This is a genomic window from Pseudoalteromonas sp. BZA4, from assembly GCF_040104395.1.
In the GTDB taxonomy this organism is placed as follows: domain Bacteria; phylum Pseudomonadota; class Gammaproteobacteria; order Enterobacterales; family Alteromonadaceae; genus Pseudoalteromonas.
The window spans coordinates 57717-71396 of the sequence record NZ_JBECOT010000018.1 but is presented as its reverse complement, the minus strand read 5'-3'; the positions used below and the strand labels follow the sequence as shown (position 1 = coordinate 71396).

13 protein-coding genes are annotated in these 13680 nt (G+C 42.0%); 4 read left to right on the top strand and 9 right to left on the bottom strand.

What is annotated here, in order from left to right:
* Positions 1-429 precede the first annotated feature (429 nt).
* Positions 430-1335, top strand: a complete 906-nt coding sequence (gene rlmF / locus ABMY41_RS09950; RefSeq protein WP_287243113.1) for a 23S rRNA (adenine(1618)-N(6))-methyltransferase RlmF — start codon at positions 430-432, stop codon at positions 1333-1335.
* Between the two features lie 10 nt (positions 1336-1345).
* On the top strand, positions 1346-2353 hold the full coding sequence (gene ltaE, locus ABMY41_RS09945; protein WP_105173448.1) for a low-specificity L-threonine aldolase: 1008 nt from the start codon (positions 1346-1348) through the stop codon (positions 2351-2353).
* On the opposite strand, the gene ABMY41_RS09940 is transcribed toward ltaE, so the two are convergent.
* From ABMY41_RS09940 to ABMY41_RS09900, 9 genes are all read right to left on the bottom strand, one after another.
* Positions 2336-2920, bottom strand: coding sequence for a thymidine kinase (locus tag ABMY41_RS09940; protein ID WP_062565567.1), 585 nt, complete (start codon positions 2918-2920; stop codon positions 2336-2338). The genes ltaE and ABMY41_RS09940 overlap by 18 nt on opposite strands.
* A 108-nt stretch (positions 2921-3028) precedes the next feature.
* The gene (locus ABMY41_RS09935) at positions 3029-3496 is read right to left on the bottom strand and encodes a methylated-DNA--[protein]-cysteine S-methyltransferase (RefSeq protein WP_287245010.1); all 468 of its coding nucleotides are present in this window, start codon (positions 3494-3496) and stop codon (positions 3029-3031) included.
* A 2-nt stretch (positions 3497-3498) separates the two neighbouring features.
* Complete coding sequence (locus ABMY41_RS09930) at positions 3499-4848, bottom strand: AlkA N-terminal domain-containing protein (RefSeq protein WP_289096314.1); 1350 nt, start codon at positions 4846-4848, stop codon at positions 3499-3501.
* 87 nt (positions 4849-4935) lie between these two features.
* On the bottom strand, positions 4936-5547 hold the full coding sequence (locus ABMY41_RS09925) for a superoxide dismutase (RefSeq protein ID WP_287245005.1): 612 nt from the start codon (positions 5545-5547) through the stop codon (positions 4936-4938).
* Between the two features lie 15 nt (positions 5548-5562).
* The gene (locus tag ABMY41_RS09920; RefSeq protein ID WP_287245001.1) at positions 5563-6069 is read right to left on the bottom strand and encodes a hypothetical protein; all 507 of its coding nucleotides are present in this window, start codon (positions 6067-6069) and stop codon (positions 5563-5565) included.
* A 122-nt stretch (positions 6070-6191) separates the two neighbouring features.
* Positions 6192-6677: a GNAT family N-acetyltransferase gene (locus ABMY41_RS09915; protein ID WP_062565571.1), complete on the bottom strand. Its 486-nt coding sequence runs from the start codon at positions 6675-6677 to the stop codon at positions 6192-6194.
* Between the two features lie 127 nt (positions 6678-6804).
* Positions 6805-9915 (bottom strand): CusA/CzcA family heavy metal efflux RND transporter, encoded by a 3111-nt coding sequence (locus ABMY41_RS09910; protein WP_289096317.1) that lies wholly within the window; start codon positions 9913-9915, stop codon positions 6805-6807.
* 101 nt (positions 9916-10016) lie between these two features.
* Positions 10017-11072, bottom strand: coding sequence for an efflux RND transporter periplasmic adaptor subunit (locus tag ABMY41_RS09905; protein WP_349274590.1), 1056 nt, complete (start codon positions 11070-11072; stop codon positions 10017-10019).
* Between the two features lie 95 nt (positions 11073-11167).
* Positions 11168-11506: a hypothetical protein gene (locus tag ABMY41_RS09900; protein ID WP_349274589.1), complete on the bottom strand. Its 339-nt coding sequence runs from the start codon at positions 11504-11506 to the stop codon at positions 11168-11170.
* A gap of 171 nt (positions 11507-11677) precedes the next feature.
* Here ABMY41_RS09900 and ABMY41_RS09895 point away from each other — a divergent pair, with 171 nt between their 5' ends.
* On the top strand, positions 11678-12538 hold the full coding sequence (locus ABMY41_RS09895) for a cation diffusion facilitator family transporter (RefSeq protein ID WP_289096319.1): 861 nt from the start codon (positions 11678-11680) through the stop codon (positions 12536-12538).
* Between the two features lie 64 nt (positions 12539-12602).
* Complete coding sequence (locus ABMY41_RS09890; RefSeq protein ID WP_349274592.1) at positions 12603-13673, top strand: PepSY-associated TM helix domain-containing protein; 1071 nt, start codon at positions 12603-12605, stop codon at positions 13671-13673.
* Positions 13674-13680: the final 7 nt, after the last annotated feature.

Genomic DNA, 13680 nt, shown 5'->3' with positions numbered 1-13680 from the left:
TTAACGAGGGCTTGATTATAGTGAGACCAGTTTGTGATTTTGCTCATTGTTGTTGCACGGGCTAGTAGGATATAGATGATCTGATCACAGGCTGGCAAGATAGTTCAAACTTTTAGGAAACAACGCCAATCACTTACGAATTTATCAGCTTTAAATGCCTTATGGTAGTACCCAATGTGATCCAATTTGTGTCGAAATATTTTAAACACAAATTTTAGTTGCTTGTATCATGGCCAATATGCCCGTTCTTTCGCTCTTGACCTCAACTAGCCCATACTTTAAGCAAATCCACTCGATCAGTTTTCAACTTATTTTTGCTCACCATGTATTAATACTACTAAGCAAAAATATCCACCGCAAACTAACTCAGAGCAAAGATTTATTTGGTACAATCAGCCTTTGATATGGCTAACAGATAGGTTTTCCTTAATGCATCCGCGAAATCGCCACTTAAATGGCTACGACTTTACTTTGCTATGCAAAGATACTCCTGCCCTAACACCTTATATAACGCAAACGCCAGCGGGCACTGATACCATTGATTTCACCAATGCATTAGCGGTTAAAACCCTCAACCAAGCGTTATTAAAAAGCCATTATAAAATAGATTTTTGGGATTTGCCCGACAACTACCTTTGCCCACCGGTTCCTGGCAGAGTGGATTACATTCATCACTTGGCCGATTTATTAGCAAGCGATAACCAAGGTCATATTCCGACGGGTAAGCAAGTAAAAGTGCTTGATGTAGGCACGGGTGCAAATGTGATTTACCCGCTTACTGGTAATCACGAATATGGCTGGCACTTCACAGGTTCAGATATTGATGCCTTGTCTGTTAAAATTGCCAAACAAATCGTGCAATTCAACCGCCTGAAAATTAATGTTAAGCATCAAAATAACGCCGATAAAATGTTTACGGGCGTGATATCGAATAAAGATGTTTTTCATCTTACTTTATGCAACCCGCCGTTTCATGCCAGTGAGCAACAGGCCAAAGCAGGCACTGAGCGTAAATGGAAAAACCTTAACAAAGCGCCACAAAAAGCACTTAATTTTGGTGGCCGCCAAAACGAGCTTTGGTGTGAGGGCGGTGAGCGCGAATTTATCAGTAAAATGTGCATTGAGAGCCAAGAGTTTGCAGAGCAATGTATTTGGTTTACATCACTTGTTTCTAAGTCTGACACTTTACCGCATGTAAAAAAGCTACTTAGCACACTTGATGTGAAAGAAGTAAAAGTTATAAAAATGGCACAAGGCCAAAAAATAAGTCGCTTTATTGCTTGGAGCTATTTTGACCAAGCCGACCGCGAAGCCATTCTTAACGAACTAGTATAAGGATAATAAGATGATCGACTTTCGTTCAGACACAGTTACAAAACCAACAGCAGCCATGCGCGCGGTCATGAATGACGCCCCAGTAGGTGACGACGTTTATGGCGACGATCCAAGCGTTAATCAGCTTGAACAATTTGCAGTTGAGCGTCATGGCTTCGAAAGCGCCCTTTATTGTAGCTCAGGCACGCAAGCCAATTTACTTGCATTGATGGCACATTGTGAACGTGGCGACGAATACATTTGTGGTCAACAAGCACATAACTACAAATTTGAAGGTGGCGGTGCCGCTGTATTAGGTTCTATTCAGCCGCAACCAATTGAAAATAATGCCGATGGCAGCATAGATTTAAACAAAGTTGTGGCTGCGATTAAAGCTGATGACTTTCACTTTGCTAAAACCAAACTACTTAGCTTAGAAAACACCATTGGCGGCAAAGTTCTCCCGCTTAGTTATCTTAAAGAAGCTAGAGAATGTGTTGATAAACATAACCTTGCTCTGCACTTAGACGGTGCCCGCGTATATAACGCGGCGGTTAAGTTAGGTGTTGATATCACTGAGATCACCCAGTATTTTGATTCAGTGTCTATTTGCTTGTCAAAAGGACTCGGTGCGCCGGTTGGCTCACTATTACTAGGTAGCAAAGCACTGATTGATAAAGCGCGCCGCTGGCGTAAAGTACTTGGTGGTGGTATGCGCCAAGCGGGTATGCTGGCAGCCGCTGGCCAGTATGCACTTGAGCATCACGTAGCAAGGCTTGCTGAAGATCACGATAACGCGGCGTATTTGGCTGAGCAGTTAAACACGTTAACTGGTTTTGATACTTCAACTTTTCAAATCGATACCAACATTGTTTACGCAAATGTTGCCGAACATATCGATTTAAAAGCAGTGGCACATGCATTAAAAGAGCAAAACATGCTATTTTCACCGGGTAAACCACTGCGCTTAGTGACCCATTTAGGCGTCACTAAGCAAGATATTGATAGCTTTATCTCGGCATTAGCGGCCGAGATTTAACGCTTCTTTATAATGTTTGCGGCACACCGATACATATCGGTCGTTGCCGCCAATTTCTACCTGATTACCGTCTGCAATCGCATTGCCATGCTCATCGGTACGCAATACATGATTAGCTTTACGACCACAATGACACACAGTTTTCAACTCAATTAGTTTGTCAGCCCAGGCAAGTAGATATTGTGAGCCACTAAATAGCTCGCCTCTAAAATCGTTACGTAAGCCATAACACAGCACTGGAATACCAAGTTCATCAACCACATCTGTTAATTGCATTACTTGGTCTTTTGATAAAAACTGACACTCATCAACTAAAATACAATGGCGCTTTTGCTCTGCATTTAATGATTTGATCAATTCAAATACATCTTTATCTGCATCAAAAATATGCGCATCAGCCTGTAAACCAATACGTGAAGACACCTTGCCAACACCTGCTCTATCATCAATAGCCGCTGTTAAAATAACCGGTTCCATACCACGTTCGCGGTAGTTAAATGCAGATTGTAAAAGTGTGGTAGATTTGCCTGCATTCATTGCAGAATAATAAAAGTACAGCTGTGCCATGATGTTGCCCAAATTTTAAAGTCGCAATATGCTACCCTAATCGCGCGACAACATCATCTATTACCTTACTCTTATTACCTCAATCGTTGTCCCAGTAAAATTGCTGTTTTATAACAAGCCTTCGTGTTTCAGTAACCACTCTTTTCTTTCAAGGCCTCCTGCATAGCCTGTGAGTTTACCGTTTGCGCCAATAATTCGATGGCACGGCACAATAATACTAATCGGGTTTTTACCATTTGCAGCGCCCACTGCACGCACCGCTTTTGGGTTATTAATCGCAAGTGCAATATCTTGGTAGCTTTTGCTTTGACCAAACTCAACATCCATCAGCGCACGCCACACTTGCCTTTGAAAGTGAGTACCTTGGGTATCTAGTGGAACTGTAAAACGTGTACGCTCACCGTTAAAGTATTCATTAAGCTCACTTATACACATTAAAATGGGTGTAAGGGTGTGCTCATCAACAGCCTCTGTTTGCATTGCAACCACTGGATAGAAGCCAACGTAACTGACGCCTTTTGACGTACTTTGAATGGTAATATCGCCAATGGGGCTTGGCATAATAACTTGTTGCATACTCATAATTGTTGCCATAGTTGAAAAGTTAAATAAGAGCGAAATGGCGCGCAGTGCTCGCTATTAAATTCGCTGATTCCAGCGAGGGCTTTTTTAACCCCTAAGTCGCCCGCCAATAAAATATCAGGGTGGCTTTGACCGCGTAGTTTGGCGTAATTAACTGTCCATGGGCCAATGCCTTTGAGCTCTAACCAATTATCAAGCTCTTGATTATCTGGGTTTTGCTGACAATAGGCACTTAAACGCCGTAGCGCATCTTTGCGTGATTGTGGCATTTTAAAAAAATCGAGTTCAGAATTGGCAACCCAATCAGGAGTTGGAAAATAGTGGTTATTACTTTGCTGATTAAACTCACTCACAAGCTGTGTTACTAGGTTATGAGCTGCTGTAACACTCACTTGCTGACCAAGAACAGCTCGTATGCCCGCTTCATAGTCTGACCAAATTCCCGGTAAACGCAGCCCAACACAAAGTGGCATTGCGCCTTTAAGCTCTGCATCTAAATGCTGTTCAATAGTGTGCGTGTCGGCGTCTAAATCAAGCACACGACGAATGTTATGGATCACTTGCTGTAAATAGAGGGTGTTATCGATATCAATAACCACTTTAAAATGATTTTTATGATCAACAAAATGCGCTGTGAATTGCCCTTGGCAATATTTGTCTTTAAAAGTGCGACCATAGCTCGTTGCGCTCAACCATTCTAGGCCACTGATTAAACGGCGCTGCAAAAAGTCATGGAGTGCTTGCCAGTTATAAGGCGGCCTAAATGCTAGTGTTAGAGTTAATGTTGAGGCTGGTTTTTTATCAGACTTACGTAACTTTGAAGGGGCAATATTTAACTGCTTTAAAAAAGCATCGTTAAAACGGCGAATACTATTAAAACCAGAAGCAAATGCGATATCTGCCACTGATAAATCTGTTTGTTGTAATAGCTGCTTGGCAAAATTGCATTGGTTAAATAATCGATATTGGGTTATCGACAGCCCAAAATGTTGGTTAAACAAACGGCGTAAATAGCGGCTCGACACCCCGAGTCTGTCGGCTAAAACCTCACAGTCGTAGGCCTCACCTTTATCAATCAGTTGTTTGGCACGTAATGCGGTTGTTTTAGTACCTAGCCAAGCTGGGCTATTCGGTGCACTATCTGGGCGACAGCGAATACAGGGTCGAAAACCATCCTGCGCAGCCAAGTGCGCGTATTGGTAGTATTCAACGTTCTTTTCTTGTGCCGTTGGTGCAGGGCAAATGGGTCTGCAATAAATGCCAGTGCTTTTTACCGCCACAAAAAACACCCCATCAAAGCGAGGGTCTCGGCTTTGCCTTGCAGTTTGCCATTGTTGGCTAGTCATAATTGTTCTCGTTACACGCTAATACCGTTAGATTAACTGAATATTATTTTTTGACTAGCCAGTTTCGGACCTTAACTATTTAAACAGCTATTTAATTGCGGCTAAATATCGGCGCTCAACTTCCGGCCAATTGATCACTTCGTAAAATGCCGCAATATATTCAGGACGACGATTTTGATACTTCAAGTAATACGCGTGCTCCCACACATCAAGCCCTAAAATAGGCGTATGATTATGCATTAATGGGCTATCTTGATTGAGGCTACTTTCAACGACCAACTGGTTATTTTCATCAACACATAACCACGCCCAACCACTGCCAAAGCGGCTTACCGCGGCATTAGTAAATTGCTCTTTAAATGCGTCAAAGCTACCAAATGTATCAACAATGGCAGTGTTTAACTCTGCACTTGGCGTACCACCGCCATTAGGTGACATAATTTGCCAAAATAATGAGTGATTATGATGGCCACCCACATGTTCTTGTACTGCTTTTTGTAAAGACTCAGGCATTGATGAAATAGTGCGTAGTAATGTTTCAGCATCTTGCTCAGAGTAATGACTGCCCTCTAGTGCAGCATTCGCTTTATTAATATAGGTTTGATGATGCAAAGTGTGATGAATTTCCATGGTTTTTGCATCAATGTGCGGTTCAAGTGCATCATAGTCATACGCTAAATCGGGTAATGTAAAAGGCATACTGATTCCTTATCGTTAATGTAATAACTGCGTTTTGTGGGGATGGTCAGCTAATAGCTGATTGATTCGGTTAATGAGTGTCGGAAATGCCGATGCCATGCTCGCAAACTTAACCAGCTCATAATAGGTTTTGTGATGATGGTGCAGCACCAAGGTGCGAACCTGCTGCTCAGGGTGATTTAATAGCACGCTTAATCGTTGATGAGCATGGCAAAGCCAGGTGCAGGCTTTATCGGGTTTTTGCATGACTTTAAAGGTGTCGGCAAGATTCAAAGTGGCAACAACAAATGCTGCAATACAATGCTCTAACGAGCGAGTTACCGACTGGTTGATTGGAATATTAGAAAATTGCGCGAGTAGTGTTTCAGCGCAGCTGCTGGCAACCGTGTAATGACCACGCGCAGTAATAAGCTCGCCAGATTCAAATGCTAAGTTGCCTTGATAAATAGCACTTTGCCAAGGGGCAAGCGCATCATCAATGGCGTTCGAAGTTAACGGTGTGTGGCGTGTTGTTTGAGTCATAAAAATCACCTGCACTTATACCAATCATTCTATGTGTATTTAAACTACACACAGAAAAGATCAAATGCAAATGATTTTTATTTATATTGTTATTTGTTGGTTTTAAGCTATAACAACATTACTTATTGATGCGCAAAGTCGATAAGCTCTTGGCCTGTTAGGCGGTAAATAATCCATTCGTTTTGTGGTTTAGCACCAATGCTGTCGTAAAAATCAATGGCTGGTTTATTCCAATCAAGTACCACCCACTCAAAACGACCACAGTCTTTTTCGAGTGCTTGCTTAGCTAGGTATTGCATAATTTGCTTACCAGCACCTTTACCACGGCTATCTGCACTGACGTAAAGATCTTCTAAATACAAACCATTTTTGCCAAGCCATGTAGAGTAATTATAAAAATACACTGCAAAACCAATTGGTGTGTCGCCGTCTAAGCAAATAACACTATGCGCCGTTGCGCCTTCACTGAATAACGTTTTTAAAATAGCTTGCTCGTCTGTTTTAACTGCGTCGGGTTCTTTTTCGTAAATAGCAAGTTCGGTAATAAAATGTAGGATTGTTGCAGCATCACTTGCGACTGCCGGACGAATTGTAATTGCGTTACTCACTCTGTATTCCTTTTTTACATCATTATTGTAACGCCCAGTTTATAAGGGCTTTAGCATGGTGTAAACGCCCTTTACAGAAATACACGGCATTTAAAAAGGGGCTACTAAAAGTTAGCCCCATCATGCTTTATTTACTTATCGACTTATAAAGTACCGGAAGTACAAATAAAGTTAAGAAGGTTGCACTGACCAAGCCGCCAACAATAACCGTAGCAAGTGGCTTTTGTATTTCGGCGCCTATTCCTGTGCTAAGGAGCATTGGAATTAGCCCAAGCATTGAAGTAAGCGCAGTCATAAGTACCGGCCTAAGCCTTGAAACAGCACCTTCAAATACCGCTTTGTCTTTGCTATCTCCTGCACTAATCCTTTGATTAATACTTTCGACCATCACCACACCATTCAATACAGCAACACCAAACAGTGTGATAAACCCTACTGAACTTGGTACAGATAAGTATTGCCCAGAGACATATAATGCAATAACCCCACCAATCACAGCCAAGGGAACATTGACTAGAATAAGCACCACTTGCGATAGGTTACTAAAAGCAAAATAAAGCAATAACGCAATGAGTAACAAGGCTACAGGCACTACTATCATCAGCCGCTGCTGTGCCCGTTGTTGGTTTTCGAACTGCCCGCCAATCGCCACACTGTAACCACTTGGTAGCTGCATTTTATCGGCAATGGTAGCGCGTATATCGGCAACTACAGATCCCATATCTCGCCCCTGCACATTCGCTTGAATAACCACCCGCCTTTGAACATCATCGCGACGAACTTGCGGAGCGCCAGACTCAATTTGTACATCGGCTACATCCCCCACCCTTACAATGGCACCCGTGGGGGTTTGCAATCTAAGATCAGCAATCACATTTGGGTTTTGCCGAAAGCTTTTTGCTATGCGCACATAAATATCATAGCGCTCATTGGCATTAATGATTTGCCCTGCAGATTGCCCGCCAATACTGTGCTGAACTACATCCATCAAATCAGCCACCGATAAACCAAAGCGCGACAATGCCAAACGGTTAGGTTTAACTATCAGCTGTGCTTCACCGCCTATTTGCTCCATCGCGACATCTTTAGCACCAGGTATTTGCTGAACTAACTGCTCAATTTGTTGGCCTTTTTCAGTTAAAACGCCCAGGTCACTACCAAATAATTTTATTGCCAATTGCGCTTTAACACCGGATAAAAGCTCATCTACTCGCGTTGCTATAGGCTGTGAAAAGTTAAACAAAAGTCCTGGGAATTGCTCAAGCTTGGCTTCCATTAGTTGCTGTAATTCGACCCGCGTTTTCGCGTTTACCCATTGCTCATGAGGTTTTAAGCCTAAATAGATTTCAATGTTATTAACCGGTTCAGGATCTCCCCCTACTTCAGCCCTACCGATTCGGCTAAGCGCATATTCTACCTCACTAAATTCAAGCAACATGGCTTCAAGCTTTGGTGCAACTAAGATTGCCGTATCGAGACTTGCAGATGGAGCAAGTGTCACACGAAGGTTAATAGTGCCTTCTTCAAGCTCTGGCACAAATTCAGTGCCCAACCTTGGAAGCATAACAGCCGCTACAATCAGTAATAACCCTGCTATAGCTAAAACGCTACGTTTAGCCTGCAATGCTTTTTGTAAAGCCCGTTGATAAAGGATATCGATAGGTTTTAACAGAATACTTTGCTTTATTGTCACGCCCTTGGCAAATAAGTACACGCACAGAGCTGGCACCACAACCAAGGCAACGATCACAGCGCTAATAATCGCCAACATAATACTTACAGCCATTGGCTGAAATAACTTGGCCTCAACGCCTTCAAAGCTAAACAGCGGTAAAAATACCGTTAGTATGATCAGAGAGGCAAAAAAGATGGGCCGTGCGACTTCTTTTGCAGCAATAGCAACCAGCTGTGAAGAAGGCTTATGTTGGTTATGCTTAAGCCCTAAGTGCCTAAATACATTCTCAACCATCACAACAGAGCCATCTACAAGCATACCGATTGCAACAGCAATCCCACCTAACGACATTAAGTTTGCCGACAAGCCAAGCCATGCCATTACACTCAATGCTAAGCCAATCGAGATAGGGATTGACAGTAACACCAAAAATGTTGCTCTTAAATCCAACAAAAATAGCGCTAATACAATGATAATAAACACAAAAGCTAAAAGCAGTGCATCTATAACCGTTTGTACCGCTTGGCTAATAAGCTCTGCTTGGTCGTAAATGGCTTTAAATTCAACCCCCTTTGGCAGTGCTTGATTTATCATCTCGACACGCGCGTTAATGCCATCAATTGTTTGCTTGGTATTAGCGCCCATTCTTTTCAGCACGATACCAGTCACCACTTCACCACGATTGACTATTTCGCCTTGTTCATTGCGTTTAGATAAGGTGACAGCGCCTTGGCGGATTTCACTACCAAGTTCAACATTCGCAACATCAGCCACTTTAACGACCGTCCCATCAATGGTTTTGATAGGTGTTTGTGCAATCTCAGCAAGCCCTTTTTCGCCTGGGGTAAACCAACCTGTACCACGAATAACAAGCTGCTCTTGACCACGGTTCATATACCAGCCACCCACATTACTGTTGTTAGCATCTAGTGCGTTACTAACATCTTGCTGTGTTAAGTCATAAGCAAGTAACTTATTGGGGTTTATGTTCACTTGATACTGCTTAACCTCACCGCCAAATGACAAAATATCGGTCACACCATCAATAGGTAATATAAGTAATTTAACCACCCAATCATTTAAACTACGCAGTGCCATGCTATCTATGTTGGCATCTGGCTTTGCTTCAAGTAAATACTGATAGATTTGTCCAAGTCCTGATGTATTAGGGCCCATGGTTGGCATACCCACACCATCTGGGATCAACTCTTTAGCAGACTGCAAACGTTCAAAAACCAGTTGCCTAGCAAAGTAAATATCGACGCCTTCTTTAAACACCACAGTGACGCCCGATAACCCTGTTTTAGAAATAGAGCGGACCTGCTCTACATCGGGAAGTGCATACATAACCGCTTCTATCGGGTAGGTGATCAGCTGCTCAACTTCTTCAGCCGCAAGCCCTGGCGCTTCGGTATTCACCGCAACTTGCACATTCGTCACATCAGGAAAGGCGTCTAGATTAAGTTTTGGGATCATAAATGCACTCACCGCAATCGCTGCAAGCAAGGCTAATACAACCAGAAGACGGTTCTTTATCACCGCCCCTATTAATAAATTAAACATGCATCACCTCTAGTGGTTATGCGGATCAAATCCGCCTTTAGCTAGCTGTGATGCAATAAAAAAAGCACCTTGGGTGACAACTTCAAGCCCGGCTTTAATGCCTAATACTTCACGATAATCACCAAAACTTCACGATAATCACCAAAACTTCTGCCAAGGGTTACTTCTTGGGCAGCAAAGCCACCATCGTCATCAACGACAAATAACTGCCAATCACCATCTGCACTACGTGTTAATGCGTTTTCAGGTACGGCAAGTACCTCTTGGTCTGTTTCAAAATGAAAATACACATCCGCAAACATGCCTGGGTGCAAACTATGCTGGGTGTTTTTTACCTCGAGCCTAACAGTTCGTGAACGTGTTTGTTCATCAATGGTATGTGCTTCTTGAATAACCCTTGCTTGATAGCGATTGCCGTTAACTTCTAACAGCGCCGTAGAGCCATTACTGATAATACGGTCTTGATTAGCTGAAAGCTGAGCAGCAACCCAAAGCGCAGATTCATCGGCTATTAGCATCAGCTCAATCCCCGAATCAACTCGCTGACCTTGCGCAAAGTTATCGGTTAAAACAGCCCCCGATGTTTGTGCAAACAAGGTGTATTCACCGAGTTTTTCTGGGCTTATGGTGAGTGTTTGTGCAATAGCTTGTTTTGATAAACCAAAGGCAACTAATCGGCTATAAGCCACTTCATACTCGGCTTTGGCAGTTAAGATTTGTTTTTCGCTGACTGTACCCGCGGTCATTTTAGTAACACGTTGCCACTCGGCTTCTGCTAATCTAAATTCAGTTTGCTGGCTGGCTACTTCGCCACTAAATAAAGTGACTAAAGAGTCTCCTTTATTTACATGCTGCCCTAATAAGGCATGGCGTTTTACAACGATAGAATCAACACGCGGTGACACCACATAACTGGCGTAGCCATTGGCTTTAATTTCGCCCGGTGCATACAAGGTTTGATTGTGTTTTTTCAGCACAAGGCGCTCAACCTTGATATTAGCTAGTTGCTGTTGCTGCTCAGTTAAACTGACTTCATTAGCATGTTCAGCTTGCTCATTTTCTTGATGATTATGCGCTTGTTCTGTCGCATAAATATTTGTCACAGTCATATAGCATACGCACAGCAATGCGTAACGCATAAAATTTCTTAAATACATAGAGTGTCTCTTACTTAAAATGGGCTAAGCCCAAAAAATCTAAAAAAGGGTTTTTGATTAAGTAAGAGCTGAAATAGGTGGGCGATGTAGCGGTGCTAAGTCAGCCGATTTGAAGTTGAAATCAAGTGATTCAATTTTAGTGAAATAGATACCAGTAGGTTCAGACAATTGCAGCGAATCGACAAACGCAGGGCTGTGACAAACATGACAATGGCCTTTTTCGGCTGAGTCAGACAACTGTTTGCTAAGCTCGGCATGCTCTGATTGATGTAACTGGTGATCGCCATTGGCAGTGCAATGGGCTTCAAGGTCATTTCTTCTGATAACAGCACCGAGGTGTGATTAAACGCAGCATTATGATCAGCCACATCAAAGCTATCCAGCAGTGGCTGGAGCAATAATACGCTAATCAAAATAAAAAATGCAGCTTTCACATTGAGCCTAAAAATTAGAACTAAAAATTGGTACAACGGCGCTAAATTAACAAATCTACCGGCATTTGAACAGCAAATTATAATCTGTACACGAACAATGCATTACAAACATTTTAATACCACGGCACGCATGGTATAAAAATAAAGCAAATCAATAACTCGGTATTTTCTATGGGACACGGACACCACCATCATCACGATACAAATAACCAAAGCACCCGCCAACTCATGCTGGCAGTTGCAATCAATGTGTTATTAACTGTCGCTCAGGTGATTGGCGGCCTTGTTTCTGGCAGTTTATCGTTAATTGCTGATGCACTGCATAATTTAAGTGATGCCTCATCGTTATTCATTGCCCTAATCGCCCGAAAAATTGGTGCCAAACCTGCTAATGATCGTTATCAATACGGCTATAAACGCGCTGAAATTTTAGCAACCCTATTTAACAGCTTAAGTTTAATTGTGATTGGTGGTTACTTAATTGTTGAAGCTATCTCCAACTATTTAAACCCTGAGCCCATTGATGGTTGGATCATAATTTGGGTTGCAGGGTTTGCACTGGTTGTTGACCTTGTCACCGCCCTTTTAACTTACAAAGCAGGCGCAAAAGACAGTATGAATATTCGTGCTGCGTTTATACATAATGTGTCTGATGCATTAGCTTCTGTGGTGGTGATTATAGCAGGTACCTTAATCATTCTTTATCAATGGTATATTGTTGATTTAATTGCCACTATGCTGATTTCTGTGTATGTCATTTATCATGGTGTTTTGCTGTTAATTGCGAGCAGTAAAATTTTAATGCAAGCAGCCCCTGATAATTTTGCTTTAACAGCAGCTATTACGGAGCTGAAAACCCAATTTGCCATCACTAATATTGATTACCTCAAAACGTGGCAAATAGATGATCATCACGTTCATTGCGAGCTCAAGTTTAGTGCCAAGCAAAACATCAATAATGATGAAATACGTCACTTTTTACATGATAACTTTGCAATTGAAAGCTGCACCATAGAACAAGTTTTAGTGTAAATGTTACGCGTTATCATTTACTATTCAGTTTTGTTTTAACAGCAAACTGAAGGAACAAACCTTGTTGAAGTTGTGGTTACGTCGTACGCATTTATTGCTTGCCTTAGTAAGTGGTTTATTTTTGATTTGTTTAAGTTTGACCGGTGCGTTGCTTATTTACGCAAAAGACATTCAATACCTTACTCAAAGCGATAAATGGACTGTAACACCTGCGGCTTCAGCACTTGATTTTGATGACCTCATAAAACATGTTTCAGCTTCAACTAGACAACCCGTTACCCTGTTAATGCCTGAGCAGCGAAGTGATCTTGCGTGGCAATTACAGTTGGCAAACAACCGCTATGTCAGTGTTAATCCATACAATGGTCAAGTGTTATATGAGTACGATTACTACACTACGATTTATGGCTTTACCATGGCTTTGCACCGCTGGCTGCTTTATGAAGATGGCGATAAAAACCGCCCGCTAAGAAACTGGGTTTCGCTGTGCGCACTTATTCTTATTATTGAAATTCTGCTCGGCTTTTATATTTGGGTTAAACCAAAAAATCGTATTAAACGCTTGGCTATTAAACGTAAAGCAAAATTTAGAGTGTTGATGTATCAGCTGCATACCGTTCTGGGTGTGTACTTTTTAATTCCACTCATTTTAATTGCTTACACAGGTATGGCGTTTAACTGGAAGCCACAAACCAAAGCCGTATTAGAATTTGTGATGCAAGGCACAGTTGAAGATAGACCAAAACCGCAAGCCGTTATTCCCCCTTTAGCGGATACGCCTTTTCAAGTTCAAAAAGCGTTTGATAACGCACAAACTGTATTTCCTAAGGGTAAGTTATTTAGAATTTATTTACCGAAAAAGCCAACTGATAACATTGGCTTTAGAATAGAGAACCCGGGTGAAAGCCATGCCTATAGTTGGGTATGGGCAAACCCATATTCAGCAGATATTGTTGCAAGCTATGATGCCAGCCAAAGTTCTTGGACCACCCAAACATGGAACTTTAAATATAAATTTCATATTGGTGATTTTGCAGGCCCTATTGTGCAATTACTGTGGTTGCTATTTGCTTTGTCACCGTTATTTTTCACGATTTCAGGTGTTTACTTTTGGTACAAACGGCACTACAAATAAACGACTT